The 20,156-nt window shown below is 36.9% G+C and carries 13 protein-coding genes and 1 pseudogene; 4 read left to right on the top strand and 10 right to left on the bottom strand.

The window, feature by feature from the left end; genetic code table 11:
* Window positions 1-50: 50 nt before the first annotated feature.
* From TR08_RS25385 to TR08_RS25375, 3 genes are all read right to left on the bottom strand, one after another.
* The gene (locus TR08_RS25385; protein ID WP_045523219.1) at window positions 51-977 is read right to left on the bottom strand and encodes a carbohydrate ABC transporter permease; all 927 of its coding nucleotides are present in this window, start codon (window positions 975-977) and stop codon (window positions 51-53) included.
* Between the two features lie 368 nt (window positions 978-1,345).
* On the bottom strand, window positions 1,346-2,614 hold the full coding sequence (locus tag TR08_RS25380; protein ID WP_045522996.1) for a sugar ABC transporter substrate-binding protein: 1,269 nt from the start codon (window positions 2,612-2,614) through the stop codon (window positions 1,346-1,348).
* A gap of 270 nt (window positions 2,615-2,884) precedes the next feature.
* The gene (locus tag TR08_RS25375) at window positions 2,885-3,964 is read right to left on the bottom strand and encodes a GNAT family N-acetyltransferase (protein ID WP_045522994.1); all 1,080 of its coding nucleotides are present in this window, start codon (window positions 3,962-3,964) and stop codon (window positions 2,885-2,887) included.
* Between the two features lie 292 nt (window positions 3,965-4,256).
* Between TR08_RS25375 and TR08_RS25370 the strand changes: the two genes are divergently transcribed.
* Window positions 4,257-4,877: a YesL family protein gene (locus TR08_RS25370; protein WP_045522992.1), complete on the top strand. Its 621-nt coding sequence runs from the start codon at window positions 4,257-4,259 to the stop codon at window positions 4,875-4,877.
* 227 nt (window positions 4,878-5,104) lie between these two features.
* Here TR08_RS25370 and TR08_RS30565 read toward each other — a convergent pair whose 3' ends face one another.
* Window positions 5,105-8,992, bottom strand: a complete 3,888-nt coding sequence (locus TR08_RS30565; RefSeq protein WP_052427632.1) for a cohesin domain-containing protein — start codon at window positions 8,990-8,992, stop codon at window positions 5,105-5,107.
* Window positions 8,993-9,445: 453 nt separating this feature from the next.
* Between TR08_RS30565 and TR08_RS25360 the strand changes: the two genes are divergently transcribed.
* Entirely contained in the window at window positions 9,446-11,428 is a 1,983-nt protein-coding gene (locus TR08_RS25360) for a hypothetical protein (RefSeq protein ID WP_081954654.1), read from the top strand.
* Window positions 11,429-11,454: 26 nt separating this feature from the next.
* On the top strand, window positions 11,455-14,502 hold the full coding sequence (locus tag TR08_RS25355; protein ID WP_045522990.1) for an FIMAH domain-containing protein: 3,048 nt from the start codon (window positions 11,455-11,457) through the stop codon (window positions 14,500-14,502).
* Window positions 14,503-14,560: 58 nt separating this feature from the next.
* On the opposite strand, the gene TR08_RS25350 is transcribed toward TR08_RS25355, so the two are convergent.
* Window positions 14,561-15,031, bottom strand: coding sequence for a hypothetical protein (locus TR08_RS25350; protein WP_045522988.1), 471 nt, complete (start codon window positions 15,029-15,031; stop codon window positions 14,561-14,563).
* Between the two features lie 238 nt (window positions 15,032-15,269).
* The gene (locus TR08_RS25345; protein WP_052427631.1) at window positions 15,270-16,430 is read right to left on the bottom strand and encodes a sulfite reductase subunit alpha; all 1,161 of its coding nucleotides are present in this window, start codon (window positions 16,428-16,430) and stop codon (window positions 15,270-15,272) included.
* A 21-nt stretch (window positions 16,431-16,451) separates the two neighbouring features.
* On the opposite strand from TR08_RS25345, the pseudogene TR08_RS31500 reads away from it, so the two are divergent.
* Window positions 16,452-16,639: pseudogene (locus TR08_RS31500) on the top strand (Tn3 family transposase); the annotation flags it as partial.
* A 480-nt stretch (window positions 16,640-17,119) separates the two neighbouring features.
* Here the strand turns inward: TR08_RS31500 and TR08_RS25335 are convergent.
* The 4 genes from TR08_RS25335 to TR08_RS25320 form a co-directional block, all read right to left on the bottom strand.
* The gene (locus tag TR08_RS25335; protein ID WP_045522982.1) at window positions 17,120-17,791 is read right to left on the bottom strand and encodes a GntR family transcriptional regulator; all 672 of its coding nucleotides are present in this window, start codon (window positions 17,789-17,791) and stop codon (window positions 17,120-17,122) included.
* Window positions 17,792-17,952: 161 nt separating this feature from the next.
* Window positions 17,953-18,153, bottom strand: a complete 201-nt coding sequence (locus TR08_RS25330; RefSeq protein ID WP_045522977.1) for a TRAP transporter large permease subunit — start codon at window positions 18,151-18,153, stop codon at window positions 17,953-17,955.
* A 145-nt stretch (window positions 18,154-18,298) separates the two neighbouring features.
* Complete coding sequence (locus TR08_RS25325) at window positions 18,299-18,487, bottom strand: aspartyl-phosphate phosphatase Spo0E family protein (protein ID WP_238579245.1); 189 nt, start codon at window positions 18,485-18,487, stop codon at window positions 18,299-18,301.
* A 246-nt stretch (window positions 18,488-18,733) separates the two neighbouring features.
* Window positions 18,734-20,071: an MFS transporter gene (locus TR08_RS25320; RefSeq protein ID WP_045522973.1), complete on the bottom strand. Its 1,338-nt coding sequence runs from the start codon at window positions 20,069-20,071 to the stop codon at window positions 18,734-18,736.
* Window positions 20,072-20,156 lie beyond the last annotated feature (85 nt).

Here is a 20,156-nt window from a genome sequence, read left to right as displayed (position 1 = left end):
ACTATTTTTTTTAACAAGTTATTTCATCTCCCTTACATCACGCTGTCTCATTAGTAAATATTTTGATCATTTCCAAAATATTTTCTCTGGATCAGCGAAATGACTAAGATAATAGCGAATAATACATATGATAATACGGCTGCATAACTAAAATTCAAATTAGTGAATCCTATCGTATATAAATAATATACAATCGTACTTGTCGAGAAGTTCGGTCCTCCACTTGTTAATAAATACGCTGAGTCAAAAATTTGGAAAGACCCAATCGTTGTAATAATTAATACATAGAAATGAATTGGTTTTAATAATGGGAAAGTAATCAACCAAAAGGATTTAAGAGGTGAGGCACCATCGATCTTCGCAGCTTCATACATTTCCTTTGGTATCGACTGCAATCCAGCAAAATAATAGATCATTGTACTTCCGGATACTTTGAAAATACTCAATCCAGCTAATACGATAAGTGCTTGTGATGAATCGGATAAAAATAATTGGGTATTAACCCCAATAAAACTTAACAAATAGTTAATAAAACCTGATTCTGTTCCCGAAAATAACCATTCCCATATTCCTGCTACAACAACAAACGATGTGACAACAGGAAGGAAAAATACTCCTTTAATCAATTTGGTGAATCGAATTCCTGACTTTATGACAAGTGCCAAAATTAATCCAAGTGCCATTGTAGGAACTATATAATAGAAGGAAAATAATAATGTATTCCAAATGGATTTCCATGCAATGTCGTCATTAAAAAATTGCATCCAGTTTCTTAAACCAACGAATTCTGAAACACCGATAATTCTATAATTTAGAAAGGTTAATATAAAACTATAAATAAATGGAATGACTTGAAAGACAAGGAAATGAGCTAAAATTGGTACAAGTATAATATAGACGAGTGCATTCTTTCTCCATTCGTCTTTGATTCTTTGCTTTAGAGGACGCTTTACTTTTTTTTCATTTTTCAAAGTCATCTTGTTATGGTTTACCATGACCTTTTCCAAGCAATCACCTTATTTCCTATTTTGTTAAGCTGCTTTAAACTTGAATGTTGATTTGCGCTCCAGGAGCTTCGCTTTCCGCGGGCGGCACGGGGAGCCTCCTCGGCGCTAAAGCGCCTGCGGGGTCTCCCCTGCCCCGTCCTCCCGCAGGACATTGAATAAGCTTCCTCGAATAATCACCGCACGAAGAAAATGCGATAGCATTTTCGAGGATCTCGCGCATTCCGCACAAATCAACATTGCTACAAAATCAACAATAACTTTTAACACAGCCTTTAGTTAAGTAACAGAGAGTTTTATTCACGTTGGAATAAAACTCTCTAATTAAAGAAACTATTCGTTTACGGCTTAGCTAATTCAGCTTCAATTTTCATAGCTGCTGCATCTGCTGCTTCTTTAGGAGTTTTTTCACCTGACATCATTGATTGAACTTCTGCTTGAATAAATGGCATTATTGCACGACCTTTAGGGTGAATGACACCAGGTAATGCATATTGTGTATAGGTGGATAGTTGTTTCATATGTTCATTTGAATCAAAAATATCTTTCGCTTCTTCTTGTGTTGGAATATATTGAGTCACAGTATTAAAAACTCGTTGGTTTTCAGCATTTGTAACTGCTTTTACAAATTCTGCTGCTGCATCAGGATTGTCACTGTTAGAAGGCACAACAAACATTCCAGTCGTACCATACGTTAATTGTTCTTTATTTTTTAATGGTGCTGCAATGGCAAAATCAAACTTACCTTCTTTTTTCAGCATTGTAACGTCAATTCCAGAACCAAGTACAGCCATTATTTTTCCACCAAACCATAATTCATTATGGTTGCTTGCTGTAATCGAATCTTCAGGAATATATTTATTTTGATACATATTGTTAATCATTTCGAACGCTTTAACACTATCTGCGCTATTAATTTGAACTTTATTATCTTCTGACACCACACCGCCGCCAGCTTGCCAAATCCATGGATAAATGGTACCGTTCATGGAACCGCCGCCGGCATAAGCTAATGCATAGAAATCTTTTTCTTTCGCTTTTGCTGCCCAGGCTTCAAATTCTTCCCATGTAGTTGGAAGTTTAGCCGGGTCTTCACCAATCGCTTTAACAACATCTACATTATAGAAGAATGTATAAGCTTCCTGTAAAATTGGTAATCCGTATTTCTTATCTTTCCATGTTGTTGATACTAATGAAGAATCAACAAATCCTTCAAGATCCGCATCATCTAAATATGGGTCTAATTCTAAAAGCATTCCTACATCTGCATATTGTGGCATTTGGTCAGGAATGGCATAGAATACATCTGGTCCATTGTTAGCAGCTAATGCAGTTAACACTTTTTGATCCCGATTAGACCATGGAATCGTTTCAATATTTACCTTTACATCAGGAAACTCTTTATTATAATTTGCAGTAATTTCTTTCCACATTTCTTCTTCTTTCTTAGCATCACTAGTATAAGGATGTACCCAAACCGTTATTTCACCATCAACTTTTTTCTCACCCTTATCATCACCTGGTTTCGAACTTGTCTCATCACTACAAGCTGCAAGAATCAAGCTAAATGCTACCATAAGTATCAGTAACCATTGACTTTTCTTTTTCATGTAATAAACCCCCCGTTTAATTATTGAAATAAAAATCTTAAAGTCTTAAAATCTTATAAACTTTTATTTTTTTATTGATCCCCTCCTTAAATCCTATATCCCTTATGTGAAGAAACATTAAGTTGAAAGCGTTAACAAATAGTACTGAAATGAGCACCCATAAATTCCTCATAACTACATTTTAGTTTTTTTAAAATATTGTGACAAGTCTATAAAGTGTCTTTAATATAAATCATGAAATAATATAGTCCCTCTATTATTTAAGACTGGTTAAACATAGTTTAACCCTTGTGGAAACGGAAAGGGCACTGGAAAGAGATCATCTAAATAGGAATCAAACTTTATGTTCCCTTTTAAAATCAACTCTTCTAATTCCTGATTACTTATGACTACAGAATTTTGTTTAAAGATAAGTTTTTTATTATTTTCATCTTCATTCGATATTTCTACTTTTCCATTAAAATATGAACCAAGCTGATTTAATAGTAAATCCACATTCATAATCTTTATTGTTCCTGGATACGGTACTTCCACTTTCTCTAGTGAGTCGAGCTGTTGGTTAAGGGCTTTTTCAAAGTCAGGAATATTGACCACCAAAGAATTTAAACGATATTTAAAGGATTCTGCAAGTAAACTTGGGATGGCTTGAGGGTCGCCTCCCCATTCTATCACCCGAGAATCTACATTTTCTTGTTCCAGATATGGCATCCCAAACACTAAGAATGCTTTTAATTCTTGATTCTCTTCCGCTACAAGAACTTTATGTTTCATTTTAAAAATACTAGCAAATCCCGCTGCCTCATTAAGGAGAGCCATTTCATAAATACTTTGTTCATATCGGATGGGACGATTATGACTTAGTTTTCTCATCTGAAACCAGTCAAATGGTTGTAGCTCGCGAATTGTATATGCCACTTCCAATGTAAGATCACCTTGATGAATTTTATATTGCTTCATTTTTCCATAATAGTTACATCCTTGTTTTATGTAGATTGGTAAATCTCCAGAAATAAATAGAACAGAGGCACCTGACTTATTGATATGTTCAAAAATCATTTGTAAAAGTGTATTGGCTAAACCTCTTTTTCGATAATCAGGCTCTGTACAGACAGCCCCAATCGAAAAGGCTTGGACTTTCGCACCTTGGATATGAAGAACTGATGGGACTAATCCGATAAAAGAGACTAATCTATCATCAATAAAGGCACCATATGATTGATTTAATGCTGGAGAAAACACTTGAGGAAAGGCAATTCCCATAGACACATGTCCTTCTTTACGAAATACTTTATCAGCTAAATCAATAGCCTGTTGAAATTCTCCTTCTTGTAATAATCGATACTCTACCATTCGTTTCACCTCTTCTTATATTCATTTAGTTAACATTCTGAATTATGCTATAATACAACTAAACTATATCTCCTACTTTCTATTATTTATTATGTGACAAGTCTATTAAATGTCTTTAAATATTTTCATTTACACTATTTTTACAAATTTATTTAGGCTGTGTTAAACTTGCCTGTTGATTTGTGCTCCAGGCGCTTCGCTTTCCGCACAAATCAACAGGGTTATAAAATGAACAATAGCCTTTAACACAGCCTATACTTAAAAATCATTTGGTGATAATGAGGTGGGTTATTTGACTGGGTGGGAAAAGTTTAATACTTTTGCAATATGGATGTTAAAGGTGGCTTATTTAAATATACTTTGGATCATTTTTACTCTAGTAGGTTTTGGTGTATTTGGTCTATTCCCCTCTACTGGTGCCATGTATATGATTGTTCAAAAGTGGCTGCGCAAAGAACCAGTTGAGAAAATGTTCCCTACTTTTTGGAACACCTATAAGAAAGAGTTTATTTCTCTGAATAAATATGGAATCTTTTTTATCGTGATTGGCTACATGTTAGTTTTTGACTTCTTATTTGTACTAAGAAATGTTGACAAATTACAGTGGCTTTACTCCGTTATCGGATTTATTACTATTTCTTATATCGTTACTTTATTGTATTTCTTTCCTATCTACACACAATTTGAAATGAAATTCTTTCAATATATTAAACAATCATTTTTAATCGGCGCCAGTGCCCTCTTAGAAACGATTCTTATTTTTACATCATGTATGCTTCTAATGATTATTGTAAGATTCATACCAGGGATCATCCCTTTATTTACTGGAAGTGTGTTAGCTGTAGCCATTACTTGGTGCAGCAACCGTGCTCTTCACAAAATTAATAGTAGGAAAAAAATTATAGAATATTAATCTAGTCCATAAGTATAAGAGTGCCCATACATGTGAGCACTCTTTTTTCCTTTTCTGGGCCGATATTTGTTATAAATACTGCTCGATTACGCGCAAGTTCTTCAATGGGACGATTCCATAGAAGATAACCCTGTCTTACGGATGAAATCGACGTTTGGGAAAAAATAAAAAGAAGGACTACACTACCATTTCTGGTAAATGTAGTCCTTTTTCAAGTTTCATTCAATCTAGTTTCCTGATTTTACTGGTTTTACTGGTTGCTTCCCCTTTTCTGAAGGTACAACCTTCACAGTAATGGATTGATCCTTTCCAGTGATTACGTCGTCATCACTGTCTACAGAGGAAACCACAGATTCATCCAAAAGTGTAATACTAGTTAAGTCAGTATTTTTTTTAGCTTTGAAGCGAATCACAGCTATTTGAGCATCTTCTGTTATCGACTTACCGTCTGTTAATGCAGCTGCAATCTTTAATTTGCCAGATTTATTTGTTACTTGGATTTCTGAACCCTTTTCACTAAATTTACCAACCAACTCAGCAGATTTAAATTTAAGGATTTTCGAATCATATTCCAATTGAGCAATAAAGTGATCAAGATTATTGACTTGGTTAGCATTAAGTGTTAGTTCAAATTCTTCCCCACGTTCAACCATTACTGGGCCATTCAGGTTTAATTTTCCTGGATGTGTTTTATCTGTTATAGTTACCTTGTACATCAAGGTTCGATTAGAACGTGGTGAATAATATAGATGCCCATCCTCACCAATCGTAAAGCTTTCAGAATCCTCGAAGTAAACAAAATCAAGTGTAATCGGATCAATGGCTACAAGTCGGCGGCCAAGCTGCATATAAAGAATATCGTCATGCCATTCGACATTATAAGCTCCCCATTGTCCCCAAGAACCATCTGAAGGGAACAAATTTTTATACTTAATTAATGCAAGTGATTCTGGATCCAATGCAAACACAATGCCATTCACAGCACCCCATAGTAACCCATCAGAACCAATGGTAAGTCCACCAATGGCAGGAGGGCTATAAAGACCAGGAATATTTAATGAAATTTCCTTTATTTTTTCTCCTTTTTCTATATCCCACACAAAGATTTTTGCTTCAGTAGCATTTGTCTCAGAACTAAGTCCACCGTTAATACTTGTGGACCCATAAATTTTTCCATCCTTATACGCTAAAGATATAATACTTTGATTTTCTACAATATTGCGGTATACCTTGTAAGATTCTTCTGGGATTTGACCAGATGGATCATACTCCATTAAAGCTCCACCAAGTTCGCCATATTCTGGTATCGACCCAACAAATATTTTCCCTTCGGCTTCAATTCCACTAATCGGGCGATCTTGTTCATCTCCAATATTAAATAGTTTCCTAGGATTATTGCCGCTTGCTGGAATATATTCCTCAAAACCACCACCTGGATAAACCCCAAAGTAGACTTTGTCTTCGTAAGGAATGACAGCTCCAGCTTGCCCCATAGGGAAAAGCTTTAATTCTTTCGTAAACACATCATATTCGGCTGCCTTAGAAGCTTGCATACCGGTAATATAGATTTTTCCGTTCGCACCCTTCTTAAACACGTGTGTGATAGAAGGAGAAGGAGGCAAGAAATTATTGATTGTTTTAATTTTTCCCGTAGCTGGATTAAAGAATATATAGCTGCCAGAAAAATTCATCGTCACCAAACTTATCCCTGGAAGTTCAGGGTCAGGTGACTCTACCCAATCAGCACCTCTAAATCCTGTACCATAATCAACAATCCCTGCTAACTCAAATGTATTGACATCAAAGGAAGCAATTTTCCCATTAACCGGCATATAAATTTTTCCATCTAGTGATGTATTCGGTAGATGAAGACCGGAAGTACTGTTTTCAATTTTTATATCTAGCCATTCTTCTGACTCCAAATCATACACATATCTTGTTTGGGACGTTTCAAAACGGGCAATTAACAGCCTGTCATCGACAATATCTAAATCATACACATAGCCTTCTTCATTAAGTGGAGAGGCAATTTCAACCTTCTCACCTGTTTTTACATCTATTTTATAAATCTCGCCGAGTGAAGTTCCAGCATATACATACCCATTACTATAATCAATAGAACGTACATATTCTTGGCTAATATGACCCATTAATCGACCATAATCATGTGCTGTTTGTGTACTTGGATCATATTTAATAATTTTCCCTAATGGACCTGTTGCAATATAAATATTGCCAGCTTCATCATGTTCAAGTGCCCAAAATACATTCTCTGTACTATGCGTATAAACTTTTTTAATATCCTTCGTTACAGGAGAGTAGACCCATAGCTGTCCGCCCGCAGCAACATATACATCTCCATTCGGTGCGATCGTATGGCTCCAAACGTCCCCAGCACCTTCCATCGGCAAACTGCGTATAAGTTTATGGTCATCAATATTAATAACATGAAATACTGGAGGAATTCCTTTTACTGTCGTATACATGACATTGACACCGTCTTCATTTCCAGCACGTCCATCAAACAATCCGAGAGTATCTGCAATCGGGGATTGGAGGTTTTCAGGCTCACCAAAAACTAAGTTTCCTAGTTTCCCATTCATTTCTCCAATAGTAATCAATGTAGTTTGATCATTTTCCAACTGAAATTCATTGTTCATTAACGTTTCTTTACTCAATACTGCCCAAGCCTGCCCAGAGTCCGAACTCGCTTTGAACTGTAATTGAACAATACCTGAATCCGTATCTATTGGCTGCTCCGGATTCGTAGAAGCTAGAATGTTAACTTTCCCATTTGAATCCACTGCAGTTACGGATGCATTTTCTGTTGCAAAGGAACCAAGTGGTTCAAATCCTATGAACTGTAAATTTTCACGATCATAGATAAGATCGGCATCAACATGATAAAGTTCTTTCACTCTTGCAGCTTCTAAATTGACTGTAAATGTCTCACCTTCGTCCACTTGAGAAGGAGCAGTAATCGTTAGTCTTGCTGGTGATAGATCTGCTTCATGAATAATCGTAGCATCATCATAATAAGCTTCAGCAATTTGGTACGATGTTGTATATAATACCATTCTTGCAAAGGTTGCATCATCCGGTGCAACTACTTGTCTAGTATAAATATCACTCCATTCTTCGACCGGAACGTCTTTTCCTGATTGATAATGCATTTCAGTTGCACCTACATCAATCCGGGTATCATCTGCATTATAAAAACGAATATCTATGCTTGCCGTACCACCATCTTTTAAATACAGCTTGCTCGCACCTGTATAAAAATCCCCTGGTGTAACAGAAACATAATCACTAATTAAAGCGACTGACTGATTTCTTGATTGATCATAAACCCTCAAACTATAATCCCCTGTTGAGCTAACCTCGTTATTCAATTCATAGTTATAGTCTGCTCCCACTTTAAACAACGAATCCCAGTATTGGATCTTCCCGTTGAATAATGGTTTTTCAAAGCTCCTATTTCTTACGTCAGTGCCGATCGGTTCTACTACTATTTCACCCTCAATTGCAACATCATCATAATAGGCTTGTGCAATGGCATAGCTTGTTGTAAAGACTACTATTCTCGCATATTTCGCATTACTTGGAGCCTTGGCAGATGGAGTGGAAACCTTTGTCCATTTTTCTACTGGAAATCCCTTAGATGTTTCACTATGTGTAACATACTCTACTGTTGGAATCTGTTTGTTATTTTCATCATAAAATTGTATGCGCAAGCTTGCAGTACTATCGGCTTTCAAATACAACATCGTAGTTCCTGTGTACGAATCCCCTGGTTGAACGACAATAGGTTCACTTAGCAAGCCAACTGATTTTCCCCTATCCGTATCGGAAATATGAAGACTATTTTCTCCTGTTGCACTTTGTGCATTTGATACTTCAAACTTGTTTCCTTCCCCTGTTGCGAACAATGATGTCCAACTTGGTATTCGCCCATCCACTACTGCTTCTTCAAAACTGCTATTATTTACTAAAATAGTACTTGAAGTAGTAGCCGCACTAACTTTTTCTAAAAATAGCGATGTTCCTTGAAAAGTATAAGAAAGCGCTAACAAAATAGATAACAATAACAGCATTACCTTCTTTATCCTAGCCACAGAAAAACCCCTCTCCTTTTTGATTGATAGTAGGTGAACTAACATCCACTTAATCTTCCCCATTGTATTTCTATCAGAAAAGTGTGACAAGTCCAAAAACTGTCTTTAATTAGACTTAAATAAATTTCATATTAATCGGACTTTTTTTGTTAATACATCCAGTTTATTTGAGAAAATTTTAATTCATTCTACCTACTAAAGACCTAAAATTATTATCGTCATTTTAAAGACTAGAACCCTTATATATTCTTTAACTGAAATTAGAAATTTTTTAATAGTTCTAATTATTATCTTTTTTATACTCCAGCTTACAAAAAGTAAGTGAGTGAGTAGGAAATCGAGGTGAATTAAGCAAGCATAAATTGTAAACGTTTTCAGAGGTAGTGAGTGAAACAACAATTTCAATACAACATCATCTCCCTAACCCATCATAACCTGAAAGGAAGGTAAGCTATGAAAAGCAAAACATTTACTTATTGTTTGATTACAGTTTTAGTCTTCTTGTTATTTTCAAGTTTTGTTGGAAATGATCGTACAGCTGCTGAAGAAAACAATGTTCGTGAGATTGGTACTGTTCTTAATTCAGTCTCCGTTCCCGCAGCTGATTATGGAAAAGGTCCAAATGGTGAAGATTGGATTTACGCAGTGGCCAACGGTTCCCCTGCTGTTTTCAATGTTCTTGATGCAAAAACCGGTGAACGTGTTGCTAGCTTTCCACTTGAGAACGCCAGTGGAGCATGGGGGGTAACGGTTGACCCTATGGGAAATGTCTATATCGGAACAAACTCAAAAGCCTCTTTGTTTAGATATGTTCCAGGTGCAGATCATGTAGAAAACTTAGGGAATCCGATTCCAGGTGAATCTTTTATTTGGCGACTAAAGTCAGATGACGAAGGACGCATTTATGGGGGGACCTTTCCTAGCGGAAAAGTATTCCAATATAACCCAGAGACCAATGAGTTTCGCGATTATGGGCAAATCATGGAGGGACAACAATATGCCAGAAGTCTCGCTGTCTATAAAGACAAGCTTTATGTTGGTCTGGGAACAAATGGAGCAAATCTTGTCGAGGTAGATATACATTCTGGTAATAAGGTAGAAATTCCACTGGCTGAAAAGTATGCAAAAGGAACCAATGTATATGATATCGATGTGATCCGCGATAAAATGTTCGCGCGGGTAACCGGTTCTAGTAATACGATTCTAGTATTTGACTTGAAAACAATGAAGATTGTGGATGAGATTGATGGTGCGAATGGACTTGATGTTTCTGAACCAGGGCCAGGTAATTTGGTTTATTTTATTAAAAACGAAGAGCTGTACTCTTATGATTTAAACTCTTTGAAATTAACACCAACTGGTTTTAATAAACTTTTCTCAGCAAGAGATTTCGGCTGGGCAAAGTTTGAAAATAGTCAATACCCAGGTAAAACATTAGTATCCATTGCTTGGGATGGAAAAATTCGTCATTACAATCCGATTACCGGAAATCATCAAATTTTACAGGGTCAATTGAGCGGTCAACCTGTTAGTATCCAATCCCTTACTCAAGGTCCTAATGGCAACATTTTTATTGGTGGATATTTATCTGGCGGACTAGCTGAATTTAACTATGTAACGAACCAAGTTACGGAGAACAAAGGACTTGGACAAATCGAAGGAATGATTACCCATCAGAATCGTTTATACATGGGGATCTATCCTGGTGGGTTCTTACATTCCTACGATCCGAATGAAAGCTATGAGATTGGTGAAAATCCTGTTCAGCATTTTAGCTTAAAATCACAAGGTCAAGATCGTCCCTTTGCTTTAAAGTCAGCAGGAAATCTTTTGGCCATTGGTACGGTTCCGGATTATGGACAGCTTGGTGGAGCATTAACCATATTTGATCCAGCAACAAATGATTATACACTTCATCGGAATATTGTTCAAAATCAAAGTGTTATCTCATTAGCATATAAGGATGGGCTATTATATGGGGGCACTTCTGTTTGGGGTGGTTTAGGTATTTCCCCGACAGAGAAAGAAGCAAAATTATTTGTCTATAATATGGACACCGGTGAGAAACAGTTCGAAACCATTCCAGTTCCCGGAGAAAAAGCAATTTCTGCCCTAACCTTTGATGAAGATGGAAACCTATGGGGCCTTACTTCAGGTATTTTATTTAAATACGATATAGCCACAAACCAGGTTGTTGCTACAAAGGAACTGTATTCAATGAATTGGGATTCAATCGGACATCTATGGCGTGGTGGCTTCCTACAATTTGACGAAGATGGCTATCTATACGGTCAAGCTCACGGAGAATTATTTAAAATCAACCCTGATACCTTGGCTCATGAAGTATTAGTAGACGATGCAAACCTATTCGCAATGGATCCAGATGGAAACATCTACTTTGCAAGAGGGCATAAGCTTTATCAATACCATAGATAGATTTGTAGACAAGGAGGAAAAACACTTTGAAATATAAATTAAAAAGATTTTATATCTGTTTACTGGCAGCGATTCTAGTTTTATCATCACTTCCCTTAATCCAGCAACCGGTTTCTGCTACCACTACAGATGGTTGGAAAGAGCTTAATGTAGAAAATGGTGGTTTTGAAGCAAAACCACCATCTGAAACAGCTCTGCCTTCATGGGTATATTGGTCTAGTGGTCTTAAAACGGGAATGACGATTTCAGAGAAAAACGTTTATTCCGGTGATCAAAGTTTAGCGGTTGATAATAACGGTGTTGTAGGATTATTCAGTCAGGAAATTGAAATAACTCCAGGAAATCAATATAAATTATCAGCACAGCTTTATGTCGAAAAATTAACAGGTAAACCAGGAATATGGCTTCGCTGGTATAATGATGAGGGAAAAAATATTTCTGACACACCAAAATATTTTGATATTCCAGCCCTGAATGAGTGGCAAACAGTAGAGATACTAGCAACAGCTCCAGCTGGTGCAACTGGACTAAAGGTTTTTATCTATCAACCATCAACCTCCAACATGAAGGGATATTATGATGATGTAAAGCTATTTGAAAAAGAATCTAACATCTTAGATTATCCTATTGAATATGGTAAACCCATTAATCATGGTCCTGCCGCATTAGCTGCTAAATCTCAAGGAGTAGCCATTGGTGATAGTGAACTCTACTATGCAACTAACGGTTCTCCAGCAACTTTCTATGCAACGGATGCTGTAACTGGCAAAAAGATTTTTTCTCAAGACTTGCCAGGAAGTGATGTAGTTTGGGCAATGGTCATCGGTGCGGATGGCAATGTATATTTTGCAGGCACATATAATGGAATTTTATACCGATACGTAGTGGAGGAAAAACGTCTTGAGCAGCTTGGAAAAAATCCATCTGATAATTGGGTCTGGCAGTTAGAGGCTTCAAGGGATGGGAAAATCTATGGCGCTACATATCCTAATGCTAAAGTGTTTGAATATGATATTGAATCTGCTCAATTTACCGATTTAGGCACTTTCTATGAAGGCCAACAATATGCACGTGGACTTGGAATTACCGAAGAGTCTCTATATGTAGGAACTGGTACAACTGCTTATTTAATGAAAATGGATCTTGCTACACGTGAAAGAACAGAAATTAAATTACCAATCACTGGCGTAGCTACACAAATATCAAATATCTGGGAATATGGAAATAATATTTTTGTCACCTATGGAACTTCGATGGTTACGATCGACAAGACTACAGGCGAAGAGAAAAACACCATGAATTGGCAGGATGAGCATACATTTGATGGGCTCATTTCATCTCCTTCACCAGATGACCAAAATATTATCTATTATATTAATAAAAATACACAACAATTATGGACATATGATATAACGACACATAAACAAGCAAAAGTAGAACCAACTGTTCAATTGCCTGCCACACCTGCAAAGGCGATGCGTTGGATAAAAGATGAAAGCGGGAAAGATGTATTAGCCATATTACATCACCAAATCGAGTATTCAATCTTTGACCCTACCACTAACACTGTAAAAATCAGTTACCCAGAAGTCGATATGCAAGGTTTGTTAATGCAAAGTTTAGAAATTAGTAATGACCAAAAAATTTATATGGGTGGCTATCAAGGTTCATTTGGAGTCTTTGATACTTCTATTGATAAATATATCCTGAATGAACGGGACCCTCACCAAATAGAAGGAATCGGATTTTTAAATGGCGATGTTTATTTAGGTACGTATGGGGGCGCCAGAATTTTTAAATATGACCCAGACCTTCCGTTTAACTATACAGGTGGTGTAAGTGGTGATAATCCTGAGATGGTACAGGATATCGGGGATGATCAAAGCAGGCCTTTCACTTTTACATCAGGGGATAACAAGCTCTTTGTTGGAACCATTTCTGATTATGGAAGACTTGGTGGTGCGTTAACCATTTATGATGCCAAAACGGATAAATGGAATACAATCCGTAATATTGTTAAAAATCAAAGTATTATTGGATTAGCTTATTTAGACGATACAGTGTTTGGCGGCTCAACCATTGCTGGCGGTCTAGGTGTTGACCCTACTGAACCTAAGGCTAAAATGTTTGAATATGATGTTGAAACTGGTACACATGAAGAATTTGATCTCCACGTCGAAGGATTAGCCAAACCGGAAATGATTGGAGAATTATCTGTGGGTCCTGACGGAAACATTTGGGGAGTCGCATGGGGATTGGATGAAGCAGGTGCCTATAACACGGTAATCTTTGCGATGAATCCAGAAAATAGAGAAATTATTAAAAGCACGGAACTTTATAAAGGTGTAAACAGAGGAAGTCAATGGCGACCATTTTTCATTCGCTGGGATAATCAAGGATACCTTTACACAACAGCAGGACGTCAATTAACAGTCATCGATCCGAAAACGATGAAAAGTAAACAGTTAGTTACGGGTACTGTTCAATTAATGGATGTTGATAATGAAGGCAATATTTACTATACAGCCGACCATAATTTATATCAATTACCAGTTCCACTAGAGAATGGTACATTGACGGTAGAAAGTGATTTATTGCTGCAAGGTACGGAACAGGACATCAATTTGTCTGTTACACTTGTAAATGGAAACACAATCGATTTAGCTGGTGCCGAAATAGAATGGGTAAATTCAAATCCTGATGCCGCTATCGTTGAAGATGGAAAAATCATCGGTAAAAATGCAGGAACAACAGAGATTCATGCAAAAGTTTCTTATAATGGAGATGAGATCACAACGAATACGATAAGTATAACAATTGAAGTAACAACGGGTACATTATCTGAGCAAATTTTCGAGCTTGAAGAAACAGGAAGCATTCCTCATTCTTTGGCACAACAATTAACAAACGTGTTAAAACAAGCGGATCATCATTATCAAAAAGAAGATAAAAATCAAGCGTTTAAGCATCTCGAAGATTTCCGTAAACATTTAAGTAACAGCGATATCGATGAAACAATCAAAAGTACCTTACACAACAATATTAAATCTATTGAAGAAGCATTTTCTAATTAATTAAGAACTGTTAAAAGAGTGTGTCCCAAAAGTTGGGACACACTCTTGATACTACTATTTATTTTTTCACTGGCTTATCTGGTTTTCCTGGTTTGTCTGGTTTGTCTGGTTTTCCTGGTTTTCCTGGTTTTCCTGGTTTATCTGACCAAACAATGTTATACGTTAACGTTGATTTTCCATCTGTGCCAATGACTTTAATTGCTGTTTTATCGGTTGAATGTACGATATCCAAAGTGGCACCTGATTGATTCGCTTCAACTAGAATATTTTCAGTTGGTTTAGCGTATACCGTATAGTTTAGTACTCCTTGCTGAAAACCTTCCAGGGCTTCCCCATTAATCGTAATCGATTTTAAAGTTGCATCAGTTTCAGGTACAGCAATTTTATGAAGCTCACTGCCTAGGGCATAATAAATGCTTCCATCAGTTCCAATTGTCATGCTGTTCATGAAATCCTCTTCAAGTACTTTGTAATCCAACGTTACTGGATCAATGGCAATTAGGCTACGAGCCAATGTTGTATATAACATACCATCAGGTCCCCAACTTAGCTGGTACGGAAACCATTTGCTGCTGTTATATAAACTAGACCTTATCACTTTACTATCACTTCTGGTTGAGCAAAAGATGGAATATTAACTTCGATTTCATTTGTAAAAGGATTTTCTAACCAACTAAAAAAAGAGTGACTCCTTATTACCGCACTCATTGCAGAATAAAGTCACTCTTTTTTTACTAATTCGACAGTACCACTAACACCTATTCATTTTAATAAACATCACGTTGGTAACGTCCTTGCTTCCGCATCTCATTTACATACGCTTCGGCTTCTTCGAGAGTCATCGCGCCTTCTTTTTCAATAATACTAATAAGCGTTTTGTCGACGTCTTTTGCCATATATTGCTTATCTCCACAAACGTAGAAGTAGGCTCCATTTTTCAGCCATTCGAACAATTCTTTGCTGTTCTCAAGCATTCTATGCTGTACATATACTTTTTGCGCCGTATCACGGGAGAACGCAGTTACTAATCTTGTCAGTACCCTATCTTTTTGATATTGCTCTAACTCGTCTTGATAAAGGAAATCCGACGCTGCATGCTGGCCTCCAAAAAATAGCCACGATCTGCCTGTTACTTCAGTCACTGCTCTTTCCTGGATAAAGGAACGGAATGGTGCAATGCCTGTCCCTGGACCAACCATAATAATGTCTTTATCCCCGGACTCTGGCAGCTCAAAGTGTTTATTTTGCTGAATAAATACGGGAAGCGTATCTCCTTCTTGAAGACGTTCAGCAACCAAAACAGAACAAACTCCTTTTCGTTCGCGTCCGTGGGCCGTGTAGCGCACAGCTCCGATGGTGAGATGCACTTCCTCAGGATTCGCAGCAATGCTGCTTGCAATAGAATAAAGACGTGGTGTTAACTTTCTTAAAAGAGACACAATTTTCTCAGCAGAAGCGTTCCATGGACCGAAATCGCGCAACATATCAAGCAAATCGCGCCCGTATGTATATTCTTTCAGTTGGTTTGCATTTTCAACTAACAAAATCCTTCGTAACTCTTCATTTTCTGTTAATTCCACTGCCTGCTGTAAAATCTTTTTCGACAGAAGTGTAATTTCAAAGTGGGTGGTTAGCGCTACCTTCAGTGGAAGAGTACCACCTTCCTTATTAATTGTTACTGGCGTTTCTTCATTCCACTCCATTTCCTCGAGAAGGGAAGCCACTAGTTCCGGATCATTTTGAGGGATAATGCCAAGGGCATCACCTGGGACATAGGAAAGGCCAGAGCTAATTAACGATAACTCGATATGCATCGTTTCTTTACTGGAGCTAGTTCCATTTAAATTAACATTTTTTTTAACTTTCGCTAGAAATGGATTTTTCCTTGAAAAAGCTGTTGGCATTTTATTCACTGCGGTAAGTTGCATAATCTTCACCTCAAAAATTTTCACTGTATGGATATGGAAGTAGTCCGAAATTATGTCGATACGCATGGACAAAGTGTCGTTGCTTTTGCTTTTTGTCATTTACATGGTTTTTAACTGATGCCACGCTTCAAAAATATTGGTTCTCAATTCCAGAAGTTGGCATGAATGAGGAGTATCCTCATTTACAGGAAGTTTTAAGTAGACCGATTAAAATAAGAATGGGATTGCGAATAGAAAATAACAATAAATTTGTATATGGCAAAGGGAGGGTAAGAGAAAGTATCGAGCAATTCCTAAAGGATCATTACAAAATGGAAATCATAGCCAATGAGTACATAATCTACGTCCCGTATACAACTGTCGATGATTTAGAAAAAACAGTGTATGATATCCTCAAGGTAATGGATAGCGAAGCAGATATGCGAAATTGTTTTATTGAAGCAGATGTTTATTGCGATGAATTAGGACTCACATGGTAATTGTTTTTTTGTTTTTTCTATTGTCATTTCTTTTATAAACCTTATCAAACAATTCAATTACTTTTATTGGAAATAATCCTTCGTACTAGAGCAGCAACCCTGTCACTAGGCCATATAAGTTGCAAATTTTTTAATTTTCAATTCCATAGCTTTAACCTCACAATTTATTTTTTTAGCAATTTTTCACTAAGTACTTCAGGACGCATCTATTTACATGACCTTTGATATATTCTTTTTTTCAACTACTTTTTCCAAAATGGATAAGGCACGCATTTCTTTTTTATGCAGGCCGTTGAGCGCGACTTTTTCATCCTTTTCTTTAATCCCAGCTAAGATTTCTATATATTCCTCAATAGACATTTCCAAGCTGGAAGAGTGTGTAATTGACATATAGCGAAAAGGAGTAAGCTGATTTTGAATCCTCATGTACAGGTCTTTCAACACTAAATTGCCTGTCAAATCGAAGAGTTCCAATTGAAATTGCTCAATCAATTCAAAATATAGCTTTACCTTTTTCCCCTGATTGATTTGCTCCATTTCTTTCACAAGTTCGCTTAATTTGGTTAAGTTATTTTCCGCTGTATTTTGAATGATTTTCTTTACTACAATTTCCAACAGGCGATAAACAGTATCATATAAATCAAACAATTCCTTTTTGCTGTATGATTTAACAAAAACGCCTCTTCTCGGAATACGCTCAGCAAACCCATTTTTTTCAAGAATAAACAAAGCCTCACGAATAGGGGCGCGACTTGTGCCAAAGCTGTCCATCAAATCATTTTCCAAAAGCCTTTCCCCTTGCTGGATAATTCCTTTGGATATACGCATAGCAATTTCATCAGCAATTTTCTGAGATAACGTTGATTTTTCAAATTCTGACATATGAATTTCCTCCTTTGATCACTCCTTATAGTTATTGTACTATTTCCTAGAGCGTCCAATTTATATATTGTCGATAATATATAATCTTTAATTAAATATAATATATTTTTTCTTTTCTGTAAATACTAAAAATGAGAGATTAATATGATATGGCCTCATATTTATTCTGATAAGTAAGTAGGCAACCATAGAGATAAATCATGCGAAACCACAATCACGATCAGCACCAAAATAAACACCGCAATAAAGGGAACTACTCCTTTCGTTACTTCCTCCAATTTTTCACGTACTATTCCTCTTATGATGAACAAATTTAATCCTACAGGCGGTACAATCATCCCAAGCTCCATGTTAACAGCCATAATGATGGCAGGATAGATTATGCTTCTACTCCTCTTCTAGAAGGACTTTTCCCAAAGTAGTGATAGCTTCACATTCATCTTCTTCACTCATACTAAATATCAGGAGAAGTTCAAAACTAGAAATATTTGATACCGCCAAATACGATTATGCTGATACAGAGTTAATTTCAGATAGTATTTTTTGTAACAATACAATTTTTCGGTATAATTCTTGATTGATTTTTATTGTCTCTGGATCGCCCATCCCTTTGTTCTTTGCCAAATCGTACATATGTTGGCGATATCCCTCTAAACTCATTTCTAAATCTAGTACATATTTCAACATCATGACCATATTCTTCCTTTCTTAAAATTTGGCTCATTTTTATTAATTTTAGTATCAAACACTTCTACAGTAACTCAACTAGTGTTTAACCATCCTAGAATTGGATGATTCTGATGGAATAGCATCAGACGATAGAAATTCATCCAACTATCCAAACAAAATAAAAGAGAATGCTCAGATGTGAACAGCCTTCGGTATGGATGCCGAAGGCTGTTCGCTTATTTTAAATTATTGAAGTAACGGATATCCCATAAATTAAGCAATACTCATATCATCTTTATCGATCACCTGGTTAGAACCCTTTCGTTGCTTCACAAACCCAATCGTGATGGCACCAATAATGCCTGGAATGGCATATGCTAGGAAATATTGTTGAGTTGGCAAGTTCAGCGACAAGAGGTACCCTCCCATAATCGGCCCAAAGATCGCCCCCACGCGCCCGACTCCCGATGCCCAACCAACGCCTGTCGAGCGTATTTGAATCGGATAAAATTGGGAAGCAAAAGCATTCGCTATAATTGATGTACCTGTGGTTGTGGCTCCTGCCGTAGCAACAAGAAAATATAAAACAAACATATTAAATTTAAACCCAAGTAATGTTAAGGATATAGCTGCTGCGGAAAAAAAGACAATCAAGACTTTCCTTGGACCCCAACGATCTGCAGCCCATCCCCCAAATACCGCACCGAAAATCGCTCCAAAATTCAACACTAAGAGAAACATGATGCTTGATCCCGTTTCATAACCTGCAGTCTGCATGATTTTAGGAAGCCAAGTATTTAAGCCATACGTCATAAGTAGACACATAATAAATGACATCCAAAGCATGAATGTAGCTAACCCGCGGTTATTATGGAATAATTGAGCTACAGTATTCCCAGATTTTTGCGGAAGCACTAGTTCATATTGATCGCTTTGCTGAGGTATATAGGAGGGATTCAATCTCGATAGCAAATAACCCACTTGCTCAGTTTTTCCTTTAGCCAAGAGATACGCTATTGATTCGGGTAAATACTTGTAGATGAAAGGCAATAAAACTAAAGGTAAAGCCGCAACAAAAAATACAGATTCCCAGCCCAATCGCGGAATTAATACGATTCCCATTCCCGCGGAGATCATTCCACCTACACAATAGCCGCTAAACATGATCGTAACCAATGAACTCCTGCGTTTTTTAGGAGCATATTCTGTAATTAATGATACACAATTCGGCATAACACCGCCAAATCCTAAACCAGCTAAAAAACGGAGCATTCCAAATTGAGTGGTCGTGTTGGCAAATCCAACCAATAACGTGCATAGACTAAATAAAAAAACACAAAACATGATCACATTTTTTCGGCCAATTTTATCAGCTAGCGGTCCAAAAAATAGGGCGCCAAGCATGATGCCAAACAGAGCATAACTCGCTAGTGAGCCTGCCTGAATAGGGTCTAATGCCCATTCCTTCATTAATACGGGCGCAACCGATCCATACACTACTAAATCATAACCATCAAAGACAATGATAAATGTAACCCAGAACAGAACAAGGCCATGAAACCGGTTAAATTTTGCTTCTTCAATCACCGTATTGATATTGATTGATTTCATATATCTTCCCCCTTTTTATAAAACTAATAATGTTTTTACAATAAAAAGTGCTTTTGTGGGAAGATATCCCATTCTAGTTGCGTTA

This window comes from Neobacillus niacini, from assembly GCF_000759675.1.
Classification (GTDB): Bacteria; Bacillota; Bacilli; order Bacillales; family Cytobacillaceae; genus Neobacillus; species Neobacillus niacini_A.
This window is presented reverse-complemented; position numbering and strand designations above follow the sequence as displayed.

Bases quoted from the DNA above. Each gene is read 5' to 3' on its own strand.
- TR08_RS25385 (WP_045523219.1), bottom strand. From the start codon at position 977: ATGACTTTGAAAAATGAAAAAAAAGTAAAGCGTCCTCTAAAGCAAAGA.
- TR08_RS25380 (WP_045522996.1), bottom strand. From the start codon at position 2,614: ATGAAAAAGAAAAGTCAATGGTTACTGATACTTATGGTAGCATTTAGC.
- TR08_RS25375 (WP_045522994.1), bottom strand. From the start codon at position 3,964: ATGGTAGAGTATCGATTATTACAAGAAGGAGAATTTCAACAGGCTATT.
- TR08_RS25360 (WP_081954654.1), top strand. From the start codon at position 9,446: ATGAAAAGCAAAACATTTACTTATTGTTTGATTACAGTTTTAGTCTTC.
- TR08_RS25350 (WP_045522988.1), bottom strand. From the start codon at position 15,031: ATGTTATATACAACATTGGCTCGTAGCCTAATTGCCATTGATCCAGTA.
- TR08_RS25345 (WP_052427631.1), bottom strand. From the start codon at position 16,430: ATGCAACTTACCGCAGTGAATAAAATGCCAACAGCTTTTTCAAGGAAA.
- TR08_RS25335 (WP_045522982.1), bottom strand. From the start codon at position 17,791: ATGTCAGAATTTGAAAAATCAACGTTATCTCAGAAAATTGCTGATGAA.
- TR08_RS25330 (WP_045522977.1), bottom strand. From the start codon at position 18,153: ATGGCTGTTAACATGGAGCTTGGGATGATTGTACCGCCTGTAGGATTA.
- TR08_RS25325 (WP_238579245.1), bottom strand. From the start codon at position 18,487: ATGGTCATGATGTTGAAATATGTACTAGATTTAGAAATGAGTTTAGAG.
- TR08_RS25320 (WP_045522973.1), bottom strand. From the start codon at position 20,071: ATGAAATCAATCAATATCAATACGGTGATTGAAGAAGCAAAATTTAAC.